The sequence below is a fragment of the Rhodococcus sp. 21391 genome, assembly GCF_016772255.1.
Taxonomy (GTDB): domain Bacteria; phylum Actinomycetota; class Actinomycetes; order Mycobacteriales; family Mycobacteriaceae; genus Rhodococcus_F; species Rhodococcus_F opacus.
Genome location: NZ_CP063781.1, coordinates 4,999,963 through 5,014,521, shown reverse-complemented (window position 1 = coordinate 5,014,521; position 14,559 = coordinate 4,999,963). Strand labels below are relative to the sequence as shown.

19 protein-coding genes are annotated in these 14,559 nt (G+C 65.2%); 12 read left to right on the top strand and 7 right to left on the bottom strand.

What is annotated here, in order from left to right; translation table 11 throughout:
* The 3 genes from GO592_RS23275 to GO592_RS23265 are packed head-to-tail and all read right to left on the bottom strand — an operon-like array spanning nucleotide 1 to nucleotide 3,550.
* Entirely contained in the window at nucleotides 1-1,536 is a 1,536-nt protein-coding gene (locus tag GO592_RS23275) for a 2-oxo acid dehydrogenase subunit E2 (RefSeq protein WP_202714984.1), read from the bottom strand.
* 2 nt (nucleotides 1,537-1,538) lie between these two features.
* Complete coding sequence (locus GO592_RS23270; protein ID WP_005243580.1) at nucleotides 1,539-2,570, bottom strand: alpha-ketoacid dehydrogenase subunit beta; 1,032 nt, start codon at nucleotides 2,568-2,570, stop codon at nucleotides 1,539-1,541.
* A 14-nt stretch (nucleotides 2,571-2,584) separates the two neighbouring features.
* Nucleotides 2,585-3,550, bottom strand: a complete 966-nt coding sequence (locus GO592_RS23265; protein ID WP_172650043.1) for a thiamine pyrophosphate-dependent dehydrogenase E1 component subunit alpha — start codon at nucleotides 3,548-3,550, stop codon at nucleotides 2,585-2,587.
* Nucleotides 3,551-3,775: 225 nt separating this feature from the next.
* On the opposite strand from GO592_RS23265, the gene GO592_RS23260 reads away from it, so the two are divergent.
* From GO592_RS23260 to GO592_RS23245, 4 genes are all read left to right on the top strand, one after another.
* On the top strand, nucleotides 3,776-3,952 hold the full coding sequence (locus tag GO592_RS23260; protein WP_202714983.1) for a hypothetical protein: 177 nt from the start codon (nucleotides 3,776-3,778) through the stop codon (nucleotides 3,950-3,952).
* 8 nt (nucleotides 3,953-3,960) lie between these two features.
* Entirely contained in the window at nucleotides 3,961-4,101 is a 141-nt protein-coding gene (locus GO592_RS23255) for a hypothetical protein (protein ID WP_202714982.1), read from the top strand.
* A gap of 670 nt (nucleotides 4,102-4,771) precedes the next feature.
* On the top strand, nucleotides 4,772-5,038 hold the full coding sequence (locus GO592_RS23250) for a hypothetical protein (protein ID WP_237737156.1): 267 nt from the start codon (nucleotides 4,772-4,774) through the stop codon (nucleotides 5,036-5,038).
* A gap of 140 nt (nucleotides 5,039-5,178) precedes the next feature.
* Nucleotides 5,179-5,373 (top strand): hypothetical protein, encoded by a 195-nt coding sequence (locus tag GO592_RS23245; protein ID WP_202714981.1) that lies wholly within the window; start codon nucleotides 5,179-5,181, stop codon nucleotides 5,371-5,373.
* Between the two features lie 189 nt (nucleotides 5,374-5,562).
* On the opposite strand, the gene GO592_RS23235 is transcribed toward GO592_RS23245, so the two are convergent.
* The gene (locus GO592_RS23235; protein WP_237737155.1) at nucleotides 5,563-5,805 is read right to left on the bottom strand and encodes an MFS transporter; all 243 of its coding nucleotides are present in this window, start codon (nucleotides 5,803-5,805) and stop codon (nucleotides 5,563-5,565) included.
* Nucleotides 5,806-5,859: 54 nt separating this feature from the next.
* Here GO592_RS23235 and GO592_RS23230 point away from each other — a divergent pair, with 54 nt between their 5' ends.
* Nucleotides 5,860-6,030 carry a hypothetical protein gene (locus tag GO592_RS23230; RefSeq protein ID WP_202714980.1) on the top strand — a complete coding sequence of 57 codons (171 nt, stop codon included), beginning with the start codon at nucleotides 5,860-5,862 and terminating at the stop codon, nucleotides 6,028-6,030.
* A gap of 66 nt (nucleotides 6,031-6,096) precedes the next feature.
* Here GO592_RS23230 and GO592_RS23225 read toward each other — a convergent pair whose 3' ends face one another.
* The 3 genes from GO592_RS23225 to GO592_RS23215 are packed head-to-tail and all read right to left on the bottom strand — an operon-like array spanning nucleotide 6,097 to nucleotide 9,021.
* On the bottom strand, nucleotides 6,097-7,593 hold the full coding sequence (locus tag GO592_RS23225) for a recombinase XerD (RefSeq protein WP_237737154.1): 1,497 nt from the start codon (nucleotides 7,591-7,593) through the stop codon (nucleotides 6,097-6,099).
* Complete coding sequence (locus GO592_RS23220; protein WP_095870768.1) at nucleotides 7,583-7,918, bottom strand: helix-turn-helix domain-containing protein; 336 nt, start codon at nucleotides 7,916-7,918, stop codon at nucleotides 7,583-7,585. Before GO592_RS23220 ends, GO592_RS23225 begins: the two co-directional genes overlap by 11 nt.
* Nucleotides 7,915-9,021, bottom strand: a complete 1,107-nt coding sequence (locus GO592_RS23215; protein WP_172650046.1) for a tyrosine-type recombinase/integrase — start codon at nucleotides 9,019-9,021, stop codon at nucleotides 7,915-7,917. Before GO592_RS23215 ends, GO592_RS23220 begins: the two co-directional genes overlap by 4 nt.
* A gap of 68 nt (nucleotides 9,022-9,089) precedes the next feature.
* Here GO592_RS23215 and GO592_RS23210 point away from each other — a divergent pair, with 68 nt between their 5' ends.
* From GO592_RS23210 to GO592_RS23180, 7 genes are all read left to right on the top strand, one after another.
* Nucleotides 9,090-9,317, top strand: coding sequence for a hypothetical protein (locus tag GO592_RS23210; protein WP_172650047.1), 228 nt, complete (start codon nucleotides 9,090-9,092; stop codon nucleotides 9,315-9,317).
* A 229-nt stretch (nucleotides 9,318-9,546) separates the two neighbouring features.
* Nucleotides 9,547-9,855: a DUF4193 domain-containing protein gene (locus tag GO592_RS23205; RefSeq protein WP_005264214.1), complete on the top strand. Its 309-nt coding sequence runs from the start codon at nucleotides 9,547-9,549 to the stop codon at nucleotides 9,853-9,855.
* Between the two features lie 461 nt (nucleotides 9,856-10,316).
* On the top strand, nucleotides 10,317-10,919 hold the full coding sequence (locus GO592_RS23200) for an Rv1733c family protein (RefSeq protein WP_007298984.1): 603 nt from the start codon (nucleotides 10,317-10,319) through the stop codon (nucleotides 10,917-10,919).
* A 244-nt stretch (nucleotides 10,920-11,163) separates the two neighbouring features.
* Nucleotides 11,164-12,846 carry a long-chain-fatty-acid--CoA ligase gene (locus tag GO592_RS23195; protein WP_007298983.1) on the top strand — a complete coding sequence of 561 codons (1,683 nt, stop codon included), beginning with the start codon at nucleotides 11,164-11,166 and terminating at the stop codon, nucleotides 12,844-12,846.
* A 191-nt stretch (nucleotides 12,847-13,037) separates the two neighbouring features.
* Nucleotides 13,038-13,619: an SOUL family heme-binding protein gene (locus GO592_RS23190; RefSeq protein WP_007298982.1), complete on the top strand. Its 582-nt coding sequence runs from the start codon at nucleotides 13,038-13,040 to the stop codon at nucleotides 13,617-13,619.
* Between the two features lie 187 nt (nucleotides 13,620-13,806).
* Nucleotides 13,807-14,202, top strand: coding sequence for an SPW repeat protein (locus tag GO592_RS23185; protein WP_237737153.1), 396 nt, complete (start codon nucleotides 13,807-13,809; stop codon nucleotides 14,200-14,202).
* A gap of 8 nt (nucleotides 14,203-14,210) precedes the next feature.
* Nucleotides 14,211-14,477 (top strand): cold-shock protein, encoded by a 267-nt coding sequence (locus GO592_RS23180; protein WP_443218441.1) that lies wholly within the window; start codon nucleotides 14,211-14,213, stop codon nucleotides 14,475-14,477.
* The last annotated feature ends 82 nt before the right edge of the window (nucleotides 14,478-14,559 follow it).

The following is a 14,559-nucleotide window of genomic DNA, read 5'->3' as shown; positions in this document are numbered from 1 at the left end:
CTAGACCAGCATCAATGCGGGTGACTCGACGAAGCGCCGCAGTTCCTGCAGGAACGTGGCGCCGAGGGCGCCGTCAATTACCCGGTGGTCGCAGGACAAGGTGACGGTGAGCACCGTGCGAGGCACGACCTGACCGTCGACGACGACGGGACGTTGCTGTCCGGCTCCGACGGCGAGGATGGCGCCCTGTGGTGGGTTGATGATCGCGTCGAATTCGCGCACCCCGAACATCCCGAGGTTCGAGATGGTGAACGTGCCGCCCTGGAACTCCGCAGGCGTCAGCTTGCCGGTCTTGGCCTTCGTCACCAGTGCGTGGACCTCACCGGAGATCTCGGCGAGGCTCTTGCTCTCCGCCCCGCGAACGATGGGCGTGATCAGACCCGACGGCAGGGCGACGGCCACCGAGATGTCGGCGGCGGAGAATCTCAGCACCGACTGTGCTGCTTCGTCGAACTGGACGTTGACATCGGGGACCTTGCGCAGCGCCGCCGCGCAGGCCTTGACGACGAAGTCGTTGACCGACAGCTTGACCGAGGGCACGGTCGCGTTGATCTCCTTGCGGAGCGCGAGGAGATTGTCGATCTCGAGGTCCACGGTGAGCCGGAAGTGCGGGGCGTTGCGCTTCGATTCCTGCAGACGCTGACCGATCGCCTTGCGCATCGAGTTGAACGGGATCGTCTCGAACTCGGGTGCCGTGTGTTGCGAGGTGTCCGCGCCGTCCGTGGACGCCGCCACCGGATCGGGAACGAGCCGGAACGTCCGTTCGGCTTCCCGGACATCTGCCTCGCAGACGCGTCCCCGCGAACCGGTGGCTCGGCAATCGTGCAGATTGATGCCGAGGGATTTCGCGAGTCGACGCGCCACCGGCGTCGCATCGACTCCGCTGTCGTCCTCGGAGGTGCGTCCGGGCACACCCGATCGGGTCGGAGACGGTGCCTCCGCGACGGTTCCACCTGCCGAGCGAATCGCGTCGTGGACATCCGCGACGGAGATCCGGCCTTCGCGACCGGTCCCGGTCACACGGCCCAGGTCGATCGACAATTCGTCTGCCAGTCGGCGGGAGTGTGGTGTCGCGAACACGTCACTCTTCGTCTGTCCCCGTAGCGAATCCGGGACGGCGGTTGTGCCGGGAGTCCTCGCCGACGCCTGTGCCGCCGGCGCCGACGGGGTGGGTGTCACGCGCGGTTCCGCGGGAGTGGGTTGTCCACCCGGCGACCGCTCGGGCTCGGATGCGGGGACGGAATCCGCTCCGATGCCGGTCAGGAATTCCTCGATCTCGGCGTCGGAAACGGCCGCGTCAGCCGACACGGCCAGAACCGCACCCACCGGCAACGTGGCACCCGGCCTGGCGACGATGCGACGAAGCGCTCCGTCGAACGGCGCCTCCAACTCGTTGGTGATCTTGCTGGTCTCGATCTCGCAGATCAGATCGCCCTTCGAAAAGGGGGTTCCTTCGTCGATCAACCACTCGGTGACGGTGCCCTCGTCCATGGACAGGCCCCATTTGGGAACTTCGATCAGTTTGATGTCACTCATGGTCAGGCGGTCACCACCTTGCGTACCGCGGCCTCGATGCGTGCCGCGTTGGGAAGCCATGCCTGTTCGAGCACGGGGGAGAACGGCACCGGGGTGTGCGGTGGGGTGACCAGTTCGATCGGTGCCTTCAGCGAACCGAACGCCTTGGTGGCGATCAGCGCTGCGACGTCGTGGCCGAATCCGCATCGTGCCGCGGACTCGTCGACGATCACCACCCGCCCGGTGGACGCGACGGATTCGAGGATGCCCTCCTCGTCGAGGGGTGAGACGGTCCGCGGGTCGACCACTTCGACGGAGATGCCCTCGGTGGCAAGTTTGTCGGCGGCCGTGTTGGCGGCATTCACCATGGCCGAGAGCGCGATGATCGTGACGTCCGTGCCCTCCCGGGTGTAGTTGGCTACGCCGAACGGGATGGTGTACGGCTCGTCGGGCACCTCGCCCTTGAGGTCGTACAGCGTCTTGTGCTCGCAGAACACCACCGGGTCGTCATCGCGAATGGATTGGATGAGAAGGCCTTTGGCATCGTACGCGTTGGACGGAGCCACCACCTTGAGGCCGGGGACCGCGGCGAACACGTTGTACGGAGACTGCGAATGCTGCGCAGCCGCCGAGAATCCGGCGCCGATCATGCCGCGCACCACGAGTGGGGTGCGGGCCTTCCCGCCGAACATGTAGCGGAATTTCGCGGCCTGGTTGTACAGGGCGTCGTAGCAGACCCCGAAGAAGTCCATGAACATCAGTTCGGCGACCGGACGCAGCCCGGTCAACGCGGCGCCGGCCGCCATGCCGATGATCGCGGACTCGGTGATCGGGGTGTCGATGACCCGATCGGAACCGAATTCGGTCCACAAGCCCTTGGTCACCCCCAGCACACCACCGAACGCCTCGAGCTTCCCGGACTCGAGTTCCGGGTTGGTCCCCGCCTGACCACCACGCAGATCCTCACCGATCTGCACTACCGTCGCATCGCGTTCCATCTCCTGGGCGAGCGCGGCCTTGATTGCTTCGCGGTACGTCGTCTTCGACGTTGTCATTTCTGTTCTCACTCTCAGTACGACACGTAGACGTCGGTCAGAAGGTTTTCCAACGGCGGGTATTCGGCTTGCCGCGCCTTCGCGACGGCGTCGTCCACGCGGGCTCGTGCGTCGGAATCGATTGCGTCGAGTTCCTTCGCCGACACCTTCTTGCTGTCCGGGTGGTTGCGGAAATTCAGCAGCGGGTCTTTCGTCTTGCGCAGTTCCGCGACCTGATCCGCGGTGCGGTACAGCTGCGCGTCACCTTCGAAGTGTCCGTGCCAGCGGTACGCGATCGCCTCGATCGAGGTGGGCCCGCCTCCCATCCGGGCACGCTCGACGGCCTCGCGGGTCGCCTCGTACACAGCGAAGAAGTCGGTTCCGTCGACGGTGACGGCGGGCATGCCGAAGGATGCCGCGCGGGAGGCGATGCTGGGTGCGCCGACGGCGTAGTCCCGTCCGGTGGCCTCGCCGAATCCGTTGTTCTCGGTGACGAAGATGATGGGAAGGTCGAGTACGACAGCCATGTTCATGGCCTCGAAGACCGTTCCCTGGTTGGAGCCACCGTCGCCGGTGAACGAGGCCGCGACGCCGCCGTTTCGCAGTGTCTTCGCGCTGAGCGCTGCACCGATGGCCAGGGAGGGTGCCCCGCCGACGATGGCGTTCGCGCCCAGCATGCCCACGGACAGGTCGGCGATGTGCATGGAACCGCCCTTGCCGTGGCAGAGGCCGTCATCCTTGCCGAAGATCTCCGCCATCATCCCGTGGAGGTCGCACCCCTTGGCGATGCAGTGCCCGTGCCCGCGGTGGGTGGACCCGATGTAATCGGTGTCCTGCAGGTTCTCGCACACGCCGACGGCAATGGCTTCCTGACCGGAGTACAGGTGAATGAACCCCGGGATGTCGCCGGTGGCGTTCTCTTCGTGGAGACGGTCTTCGAACGCGCGGATCTCGGACATCCTCCGATACGCGCTCAGTAGCGAGTTCTTGTTCAGCGCCATTGCACTCCCTTGGTTTCTCCGTTGTCGCCGGCTACGTCGGGGCCCGCCTCCGATCGCACTGCGGCGTCGGAACGGTTGGTGCCTCGTGTAACCCGGGTCATGAATGTAGGGAGATATGACGTGCGCAATAAACGTTGCAGCCGATTGCAATGGTTCGATCGAGGGATGTGAAACAACGACGCGGTCGAGGGTCATCGAAAGCTCGTCAGTGACAACATTCCTGACGTGATCACCGCCGACGGCGACAGACCCCACTGGCACCGCCTGGTCGACGACTCGGACTACCTGACGGCGCTCCACACCAAGGTCGTGGAGGAAGCGAGGGAACTCCGGGAAGCGTCACCGGAGGAGCGGGTGTTCGAGCTCGCCGATCTTCTCGAGGTGACCACCTCGTCCGTGTAGAGAAGTGCATGCGGAAGGATGACATCGAGCCGATCGCGGAACAGGTCGTCGCGAACCCCTATGCGAACCCGGCGCCCATTACCCGCGACGGTGTCGTCCGACTGCTCCGCGCGGCGTGGTCCGGCCAGCCGCCCTCAACCATCTCTTGACCGCGGGGCAATCGGATGTCGAGCTTCTCGTTGTCGGATGTCGAGCTTCTCGCTGGTGCCGGGGAGGAGGATGTGCGATCGGCATTCGTCCAGGCGGACATCGTCAGCGAGGTCGCCTCCGCACGGATGTGGCTCTACTCGAGGCATGACTGGCGGGCACAGCCACAGGCGGAACCCAGCGGACGGGTCTTTCCCCACCGCCTCGGCGTTGCCACGGCAGAGGCGGTGGAGGAATCTCACCGAGGTTGGCCCACACCTCGGGGTTGGGTCCGAGCGTGGCAGGCCGTCAATTGGGGCGTTATCGCCTTCCACGCTTCGTCGTCTCAGGGTGGGATCGACTCAGGTGAGGGGGAATCGGTGGCATACAGTTGGCCGAGCGGCCGTTGACGCAGGTCGAGCTGGCTGCGGTTTTGGAGGTCACGCAGCAGTCGGTTTCGCATGTGTTGCGGGGTCACCGGTTCGCGACGCGCACCGACCGTGAGTGGGTGATTGGGCAGCGTGCCGAGGCCCTCGATGGGTTGCTTGCGGAGTATCCGGGTCCGGGGGGGTGTCGACGTACTGGTACGGACTCGATCCTGCGGTGCGGCAGACGGAGGCGGCCGCACCATGGTGCGCTGAGCGGGGTGTGGGGTGTGCTGACCGGGGATGTGGCGGCGGATGTGTATGCGCTGTGGCGGTTGCCGGGCTGTACAGCAGTGTGTTGTTGGACTTCACGGTGGCCGGTTTCACCCCGTCGACCGATGCGGAGTACACGCTGGTGGTGACGGTGCCGCAAGACCGGACCCTGTGGCACACCGCGGCCGCGGCGGCACAACCGACGGTGCGTGTCGATCCGATCATCGCGTTGCACGATGTGCTCGCCAGCCCGGGCCCGAATGCAGCGGAGGCCGCCGAGCATGTGCGCGAACCGATCCTGGAAGGAACCTGGCGTGGCTGACGTGGTGCGGATCGATGCCGCCTCCAACGCGGCGGACCTGGGGCCCGCGGGTGCTGGCGGATGTCGCTGCCGTCGCGGCGGGGAAGTAACGGCCGTACTTGCGTTCATTCTCGGCCGAACCTACTCGCCAGGCGGGGAGTGTGCAGGACCGTGACGGCGGACGTCGAGTGCTGGCGCGAGCGAAGACCGTGATGCCGTCGATGGTCGTCGTGTGGGCCGACGGAGGCTACGCAGGCAAGCTGGTCGCCCGGGTCGACACGCAGTGCCGCATCGCACTGGATACTGCTCGGAAACTCAAAGGGCAGCGCGGGTTTGGAGTCCTACCGCACCGCTGAGTGATCGAACGGACGCTGTCGTTGCTGGTGCGCAGTCGCCGCCTCGACCACGAGTATGAGCGCCTCCCAACACACTCGGAGGCGTTCATCAAGTGGGCCATGATCGGGCTCATGACACGACGACTCGCACCGAGACCGGGACACCGCCCATGGCAATCGACCCGGGCATCGTGACCATTTCCAAAACACTTACCGAGTGTCGCGAATGATCCCGAAGGCACAGTTCGAGAGACCCGAGACGGCCGTTCCCGGTGCGACAATCGCTAGCACTGCAAGAAGAATCGACTTCTTGTCGCGAATGTCAGACAGGCGACCGATCAGAGGGGTAGCCACAGCGCCTGTCAGCAGCACACCGGTGATCACCCACACGATCGGTGCTTCTGTTGCGCCGAGCGACTCCTGGATCAGCGGCAGGGCAGGGGGATAGGACATATTTTGCTCTGTAACAGCGCTGTCGAAGCACCCCGACCAAGGATCTCGGCGGACGTGATTTATGTCGAACTCGACCAGGGCTACTACGACGGCAGTCTCGGCGCCCGCCGCAACGGCCACATCCACCTCGCCGCCGTCACCGACATCCTCGACGGCACCGAAGGCGAAGCCGGCAAACTCCTCGCCGAACTGCTTGCCATCCTCGACCGCACCGAAAGTGACTGACGGACAACTGGTCCCGACGCGGGTCGGCTTCGATGCTGGTAACCGCGCATATTCGATTCGGCACTATTAGTCGGCTTGCCCTGTGGTGGTGTATCGGGCGTATGGAGTTGCGGCTGCGGTGGCGTGTCTGTGGGTGGCGGAGTGGCTGTAGCCGAGCAGTTCGGCGACGACTGGGGGTGGCGCGTCGCTGACGAGGTCGCGGAGCGCAGCATTGCGTGCCCCGATCAGGCTTATGCCGTGGGATCGCAGCCGGTCACTCAGAGTCGTGGGGTGGAGGTGTTGGCCGGTGCGGTAGCTGGGGAAGAGCCACGGGCTTTGGCCGTGGTTGCCGGTCCGCAGGTTCGGTCGGTTCGCGAGGTGTTCTTTCAGCAGCGCGGCAAACGGATTCGGCACCGGTGCGGGTTCTTTTCCCAGCGTGAGCATGAGCTCGCCCGCGGAGTCGGTGACGTCGGTGGTGCGTAGCGCGGCGACTTTGACGAGGGGCTGAGCGTAGAGAAGGACCAGGATGCCCGCGATGCGATAGGGGAGTGTTGTGCTGTTACCGGTCAGGAGTTCGCGGAGCCAGTCGAGGCGTTGGTCCTGGGTGAGGAGCGGGACGGTTCTCGCCCGATAGCGTTCGACCACGATGTCCTGGCAGAGCCGGCTCTTGCCGGCCCAGACGATGAAGCCGCGGATGATGTGTCGGGTGGTGGGGCCGTTAGCGAGCCAGCTGTCGACGTCGGCCTGGCTGCAGGTGGTGATGGCGCGGTGGTGGGTGTCGTGCAGCCAGGTGAGAAACTTGATGGCTTCGGTGATCCCTTGTTTGGAGTGAAGAACGGAGCCTCGGGTCGGGCGCCCGGAGCGCGCTCGGTCGCGGATCCTGCTCAAATGGTGCCATCGTGCGAATTGTTCGACCGGGCGACGGACGTCGTCTTTGGTGATCTGTTCGAGCTTGGTGTCGAGCCATCGTTCGAAGAGCGCGAGCGATGGGTCACGATGCGGGAGAAGTCCGTGATGGACGAGCAGGCTCCGTAGATGTTCGGTGCGGTTGTTCGCCGGTTCGGTATCGAGGCCTGCGTGGCTGAGCGAGATATGGCCGGCAGCGAGTCTTCCGAGGAGTGTCCGCACTTGGGCCGAGCGCAACCACGTATGGATGCTCTCGGCTCGGTCCGCGGTGCAGAGTGCCTCCGTGAGCTGGTGCATCGACTGTCGGTCGGATGCGTCGTCGAGCAGGAGGCTGGTCAGGTCATCCCTGAGGGCGCATCGGGCGCAGATGTCTTTGCGGTAGTGCTCGGCCTCGGTGCCGCAGCGCGCGCAATGAAAGTCGGCGGGAATGCCGGCGCAGGTGACGCAAATCGGGTGGCTGCCCTGGCCGGATCGTCCGGGGAGCAGCCGGTCAATTCCGCAGTGGGGGCAGGTACCTCGGGTGCGCAGGGCGTGGTGGTAACAGATGCCGCAGATCAAGCCCTCGGGCCAGCGGGTCTGGGCTCGCGTGGCCCGGAGCCCGCATCGATCACAGGTGACCTCGCCGATGGTGCGGGGCCGGCCGCGGGTGGCGGTACCTGGCCTGACGTCAATTGTCATCGGCGATCACGCGTGCCCTCTTGGGGCGGATCGACTTGTTCAGATCCGTCACGTTGGTCGGGCCGGCGGCCGTCTTCTTGCGGCGTGCGTCGGCGGCGGTAGTGGTGATGAGATCCTCAGGGCCGCAGGCGAAGATGTCACACAGGGCGGACACCATCTTCAAGGAAACGCGCTCGGGCCGTTGGGTCACCAGCCGGTATACCTGGGAGGCGGACAGGTCGATGCCGCGCTCACGCAGGTGTGGGGTCAGATCGGTGCTGTTGTGCCAGCCGCGACTGGCCATGAGCTCCGCCAGCCGCCAGGTGTAGTCCACGTCGCGCGTCATGATGTCTCACTTTCCTTACCCCCGAGAGCGTTGTTGAGTGTCGAATCGAGCGCGCGCCGCAGCGTGCGAGTGCGGTAGTCGCTCGACACGCAGGTGTAGAGGGCAGTGGTCGAGGCATGCTCGTGGCCCACCTGTTGCTGCACGAACAGCGCGTCCATGCCGGCTTCGATCAGGTGGGTGACGTAGGAGCGTCGCAGCGAGTGGAAATCGAGGCCCGGGGCGAGGTTCAGGTCCTCGCAGTAGCGGCGAAACCGGCGTAGCAGCGCGGTTTCGGACGCGAGGGTGCCCCGCTCGCTGACGAACAGGTCCAGGCCGGCGCCCAGGTGCGGGTGGCCGCGTTCGAGCCAGTCGGCGACAATTTCTGCCGACCAGTCGAAGACGGTCAGCACGCTGCGGCGTTTCGGGGGCGATCCGCGCATCGCCTTGCCGAACCGCACGTGGAGTACCCCGTACTTGCCGAACTCACCGGCATGAGGGTTGCGCACGAAGTCCACCGTCTGCAGGTGCCGAACTTCGTTGCGGCGCAAGCCCCATCCATAGGCAACTTTGAACATCACCGAGTCTCGGAACGCGGGCAGCCACCCTTTGCGGTCTGACGCCGCGATGCGGGTGACCTCGTCGTCCGCGCGATCGAACAAGTCCTGTAACTCACGGCGGGTGAACGCCCGCTTTCCCGGATCGGACTCCGCGTCCTGAACATGACGGGCGGTGTTCCACTCGAAGCACACCTGCGCCGGGTGGGTGCCGAAGAACTTCTCACACAACCTATCCCAGCCATATTCTGGGGTGCTCACGTAGGAACAGAAGGCCCGCAGTGCGTCCTGGTAGTTGCGGATCGTGGACTGCTTCGCCCGCCGCTCCGAGCGCAGATCCCCGAAGAACTCGTCGACATGTGCCGGAGTCCAGCACCACGGATACTCGTTGGTGTACTCGAAGAAGCGTCGAACCAGCCGCTCACGCTGCTCGATCGTCGAGTGCTGGAGATTGCGGCTGAGCTGCTGATTTCGCCATCCGGTCAGCATCTCCGCCAGTACCTGATCCTCGGGATGCAGGTACGAAATCATGGGAAGCTCAAGCACCCGACCAACGTTGTCCACCGCCACGGAGCACCTCCGAATGCTGCGAGCATCTGATGCCCGAATCATGCAACAAATGCAAAAACGTGGCAAGCATGCAGGCCATCGACACGCCGATCCATCGTCTAACGGTCTCACTCGGGCGCACTTATGAGCGATTAGCTGCGGGTCGTCCGGTGCGCTGGTATGTATATGGCCAGGTCAACGCCCAGATCTCGCAAACAGATGGCGTCACTGATGGCGATGGCCGATCGAAGGACAATCATGCATCAGATGCAATAATGCCGACATACGGTGCGATAACTGAAATTATCGTCGCCTAGTGCACCCAGACAATGAGTGACATGACGGGGAGCCTGCTTCGGGCTGCGCAGGGCGCGCACGCGGCAGCAACGTCGCTCGTACTGCGGGTTGAGGGACCCCCTACGCGGGTGACCGGATGATGGTGGTGACGCTGGTGGTGACCTTTGGCCCCTGCCGGTGCGCGGTGGGGGCTCTAGCGTCGATGTCACCGTCTCGGGTGCCGGTGCGGTGGGATGTGAGGAGGTTGTCATGATCACTGATTACGACGCACCGCGGCGCACTCGCGTCGAGGACATCGATACTGACGAATCGGAGGAGTTGGTCGATCGTCGGCTCGCCCCGGTGCCGGCGATCGAGGAGGATGCCGACGACGCCGCGGTCGAGGAGGCGTTCGAGTTGCCGGGGGCAGACCTGTCGGGGGAGGGGGAGTTGAGGGTGCGGGTTCTGCCTCGGCAGGCGGACGAGTTCGTGTGCTCGGGGTGTTTTCTGGTGCAGCATCGTTCCCGGCTGGCGGCGACGAGGGATGGAATGAAGTTGTGCCGCGACTGCGCTACCTGAAGTCGGTTTGGCTTCGGTTGGTTAACGATGGTCGCCGTTGGGCCGGGGCAGGGTGAAGTGGTTCCCGGCGATGCGTTCGATGTCGAGGACGAGGTTGCGGTCGAGTGGGCCGACGTGCCGGGGGATCCGAGTAGGGATTCTGCCCTGATCTTGAAATACCAGCGACCGGTTGGCGGGGTGTCAACGTGGTCTACGAACGGCTTCCTCGGTGGTGCGCGATCGCCGACGTGTTCGGCAGATGCGCGGGCCGAATGAGTTGACGACAATACGGTCCGGTTGCTGTGAGCACCTACTCGGCCCGTGATCTTGCACGTCCCTGGGCGGTGGTCACCCCCGCGTTGGGCTTGGAGGTGACGAAGGTCCCTCGCGCGGGGGCCTTTCGTGTCGACCTGTGGCCCTACGGCTGGGGGCACTGACGGGTCGACACTCGACGGAAGGGACGACAACCCTGGGAGGCTGTGATGATCGGCGGCGAAACTGTACTGGATCGGTGGTGGCGCCTGGCACCGTGGAGCGGTAACCCGCTCATGCGGCGCAGCGACCGGATCGAATCACTGATGGTGCTGATCATGGTGGGTGTGGTGTTGATGCTTGTACCCATTGCCGGTGCCGTCGGCACCGCAACGCACACCCGCCTGACCGAGCAAGCGCAGCAGGCCGCCGCCAACGGGCAGCAGGTGCCGGCAGTGCTGCTCGAAAATCCCCGCCCACCGATGGGGGAAGAGCCGACCCGGGGCCCGACCGGGCAGGATCAGGTTCGCGCCCGGTGGGTGGTCGACGGCACCGAGCACACCGGCATCGTGGACACCGGTACCGGGGCGCGGGCCGGACAGACGGTGACCGTCTGGGTCGACAAAGACGGCAACTACATGGCCGCCCCGAACACCGCCACCGACAACGCACTCGGGGCAATCGGCGCGGCACTCGGGTTCCTGATGCTCGGAACGGTCGGTTGTGGTCTGTTTCTGATCGGATTCCACTGGCTGCTCGCCAAACACCACCGCTCGCAGTTGCAGCGGGAATGGCAGGGTCTCGGGCACGCACCGGGATGGTCGGTCAACTGACCCAGACCGGCCGCAGGCGGGGTGTAGAGGTTGTATCCGTCGCGCGGCCTCGGGCAGATCATCATCGACGTCGCCGCCTGCCGGGGTCCAACGCCTCTAGAAGTACGTGTCGGACGGTCGTAGGTTCGGCGGCAAGCCCAGCGATGACGCCGACCCGAGGGGGCCGGGATGCCATTAGCCGACCGCGCGGAGCACTGCGCGGCAGTCCTAGGGCGACGAGGTGCGATAGGGGCAGGTGGTCCGCATGAGAAAGAGTGTCGAACGGGTGTGGCTCAGCAGCTACGCAGAAGGGGTTCCAGCGGACATCGAAATCCCGGAGACGTCACTGGTCGACATGTTCGACGCCTCGGTGGCCAGGTTCGGGCCCAGGCCGGCGCTCGAGTTCTTCGCAGCAGAACTCACCTATACCGAGCTCGATGACCGCGTACAACGTGCGGCCGAGGGACTGCGACGCCTCGGCGTCAGCCACGGTGACCGGGTGGCTCTGATCATGCCGAACTGCCCCGAACACGTTGTCGCGTTCTACGCCGTGCTGCGGATCGGCGGTGTGGTGGTCGAGCACAATCCGCTCTACACCTCTCGGGAGATGGCGCACCAACTTGCGGACCACGGTGCAAAGGTCGCGATCGCCTGGGACAAAGTGTGCACGATGCTCCGCGAGTTCTCCGGCGAGACGGCCCTCCAGCACGTCGTTGCGGTGAACATTACGCAATCGATGCCCCTGACCAAACGGATCGGCCTGGCGTTGCCCATCGCGAGGGCGCGGAAGCTTCGGAGCGAGTTGACCGCTCCGGCGCCGGCAGCGGTTCCGTGGAAGGAGCTGCTGACCAAGGGGCGAATCGACCCGGCTTATCCCCGACCCACCGTCGGTGATCTGGCGGCGGTGCAATACACGAGCGGCACCACAGGCACCCCGAAGGGCGCCATGCTCAGTCACCGGAACCTCGCCGCCAACGCCGAGCAGGGACGCGCGTGGGTTCCAGGGCTTGTGGACGGTGAGGAGGTTGTATACGCCGTTCTGCCAATGTTCCACGCCTACGGGCTCACGCTGTGTCTGACGTTCGCGATGAGTATCGGCGCACGCCTGGTGCTGTTTCCGAAGTTCGACGTCGACCTGGTGCTGGCCGCAGCGAAGAGACATCCGCCGACATTTCTCCCCGCGGTGCCACCGATATACGAGCGACTCGCGCGTGCCGCACAGGAGCGGGGTGTGGACCTGACGTCGGCTCGTTACGCGATCTCCGGGGCGATGCCGTTGCCGGCAGCGACACTCGAACTGTGGGAAACGGTCACCGGTGGGTTGCTCGTCGAGGGCTACGGGCTCACCGAGACGTCTCCGGTCGCGCTCGGAAATCCGATCGGACTCGCGCGCCGCCCAGGTGCCGTCGGAGTTCCTTTTCCCAGCACCGAGATTCGGGTCGTGCGTCCCGACAATCCCATCGAGGACGTGGAGCCAGGGGAACGCGGCGAGCTGCTGATTCGAGGGCCTCAAGTGTTCACCGGGTACTGGAACAAACCCGAAAAGACGCGGGAAGCGCTGCTCGAAGGCGGCTGGTTCCGAACCGGCGACATTGTCCAAGTTGATCCTGGCGGCTTCGTCACGGTTGTGGATCGCATCAAGGAACTGATCATCACCGGTGGATTCAACGTCATGCCGTCCGAGGTGGAAGAGGCGCTGCGACTGTTCCCCGGAGTGACCGACGTCGCCGTTGTGGGCCTGCCGACACCGAGCGGCAGTGAAGAAGTGGTCGCGGCGGTGGTTGCATCGGAAAGCGACTTCGACGCCGAGGCGGCGCGGGAGCATTGCCGAACCCATCTGACGGCATACAAGGTGCCTCGGAAGGTGGTGGTGGTCGAAGATCTACCGCGTTCCCAGATTGGCAAGGTTCTGCGTCGCGTGGTGCGCGAGTCGTTGATGAAGACCTAGATCTCATTCCGCGACTGCCGTCCGCCATCAGTGGTCGTTCTCGGTCCTGCCCGCGGACCGGAGTCACGCAGAGCCCCCCAGCACCGCGCCGAGCAGGGTCGTGAGGATCGCCGAGGCAAAGGAACGATCCCTTGGTGGTAGGTGGTGTCCCGTAAGAGTTCACGGCGAAGCAATCCGACAAGGAGGCCGATATGGGGTTGGTGACGATCGCGACCGATGTGGCGAAGGGTTTTGGGTCGCTGGTAGGAATTCGCAGCGGCACCGAAGAGCCTCGCTACGACGTCCAGGAGAAGATTCGAGGCCTCGAGATCCGCCGGTACGGTCCGCGTGTCGCTGCCGAGACCACGGTGCCCGGAGACGAGGAGAGTGCCCGTAACGCAGGGTTCCGGCGCCTGGCCGGATACATCTTCGGCGCCAACGTGAGTAAGTCGAAGATCGCGATGACCTCGCCGGTATCCCAGGCCGGCGGTCCGGGCGACTCGTGGGTCGTCCGGTTCTACATGCCGTCGAAATGGACGATGGAAGCTTTGCCCATTCCCAAGGACCAGAACGTGGAAGTCGTGGAGGTCCCCGGTGAGACGGTCGCGGCGCTGCGTTTCACAGGCGACCGCGGCCCCGGGGCGGTCGCTGCGCGCACCGCTGAACTGCTGCGCGCGTTGGATGACACCGCGTGGGTCCCGAACGGTGAACCCGTCGCCTGGTTCTACGATCCGCCGTGGACCATCCCATTCCTCCGTCGCAATGAGGTGGTGGTCCGGGTAGCGGCGCGCTGATCCGCGGGCGAGGTGGCGACAGCCTTGCCGACAACGATGACGACCTTCGCGGCCGCTTGCAGGGCAGCGTGAAGGCACCGCCTCGAGCACACCCGGTAGAAAAAGGACCTTGGTAACCAAGTGAAGGACCGGCGGCCCTGGGCGCGTCCGCGCGATCGTCGTGTGATGGAAGGTATGAACACGAACGTTGGGTCGCAGCCACCGTGCTCCGGTCTGCGGTGGCGGTCGGTGCGCATCGACGGCCGGATCCCCCTACGGGGTCGGCGGCTTCGGGCCGCGGGTGCTGTCCGCCTGGATCATCGGCTTCGCCGACCAGACATCGCTCACCATGTCGAACCTGATCGCCGGTCTCGCGGTCGCGCTGTTGGCGGCCGCGTTCGGGTCGGCCTACGGCCGCACCCACGGCATGACCTTCGTCGCGCCGGTGCTCGGGATCTGGTTGGTCGTATCCCCCTGGCTCGTCACCGGTGTGACCACCGGCACGGCGATGATCTGGTCCAACGTTGTGGTCGGGGCGGTGGTGTGTGTACTGGGCCTGGCCGCCATCGCGGTGGGAACCGACCTCCTGCGGCGATCATCATGACCAGCGGCCTGCGCAGCCGTTCCCAATACGAGGAGCCGACGCGCGAACACGGAGTCGTCCACTGGTTCAACCGTGAGCAGGGGTTCGGTCTCATCACCCCCGATGACGGCGGCGCCGACGTCTTCGTGCACTTCTCGGAGATCGCCGGAGACGGCTTCGGCACCCTCCACGACGGTGAGGTGGTGGTCTACGAGATCGACCGCACCGACCAACCGCCCCAAGCCCGTAACGTGCACCCCCTCGGGGCGCAGGCGCAGTCCCGCCACACTGCTTGACGAACGAGGTGGGAGTCGAGCACGGCACCGCCCATCGCGCACATGCGTGGCGGCGGGGACGATGACGGGGGACGTCGCAGCC

Coding starts and splice junctions, on each gene's coding strand:
- GO592_RS23275 (WP_202714984.1), bottom strand. CDS start 1,536: ATGAGTGACATCAAACTGATCGAAGTTCCCAAATGGGGCCTGTCCATG.
- GO592_RS23270 (WP_005243580.1), bottom strand. CDS start 2,570: ATGACAACGTCGAAGACGACGTACCGCGAAGCAATCAAGGCCGCGCTC.
- GO592_RS23265 (WP_172650043.1), bottom strand. CDS start 3,550: ATGGCGCTGAACAAGAACTCGCTACTGAGCGCGTATCGGAGGATGTCC.
- GO592_RS23255 (WP_202714982.1), top strand. CDS start 3,961: ATGCGGAAGGATGACATCGAGCCGATCGCGGAACAGGTCGTCGCGAAC.
- GO592_RS23235 (WP_237737155.1), bottom strand. CDS start 5,805: ATGTCCTATCCCCCTGCCCTGCCGCTGATCCAGGAGTCGCTCGGCGCA.
- GO592_RS23225 (WP_237737154.1), bottom strand. CDS start 7,593: ATGACAATTGACGTCAGGCCAGGTACCGCCACCCGCGGCCGGCCCCGC.
- GO592_RS23220 (WP_095870768.1), bottom strand. CDS start 7,918: ATGACGCGCGACGTGGACTACACCTGGCGGCTGGCGGAGCTCATGGCC.
- GO592_RS23210 (WP_172650047.1), top strand. CDS start 9,090: ATGCAGGCCATCGACACGCCGATCCATCGTCTAACGGTCTCACTCGGG.
- GO592_RS23205 (WP_005264214.1), top strand. CDS start 9,547: ATGATCACTGATTACGACGCACCGCGGCGCACTCGCGTCGAGGACATC.
- GO592_RS23200 (WP_007298984.1), top strand. CDS start 10,317: ATGATCGGCGGCGAAACTGTACTGGATCGGTGGTGGCGCCTGGCACCG.
- GO592_RS23195 (WP_007298983.1), top strand. CDS start 11,164: ATGAGAAAGAGTGTCGAACGGGTGTGGCTCAGCAGCTACGCAGAAGGG.
- GO592_RS23190 (WP_007298982.1), top strand. CDS start 13,038: ATGGGGTTGGTGACGATCGCGACCGATGTGGCGAAGGGTTTTGGGTCG.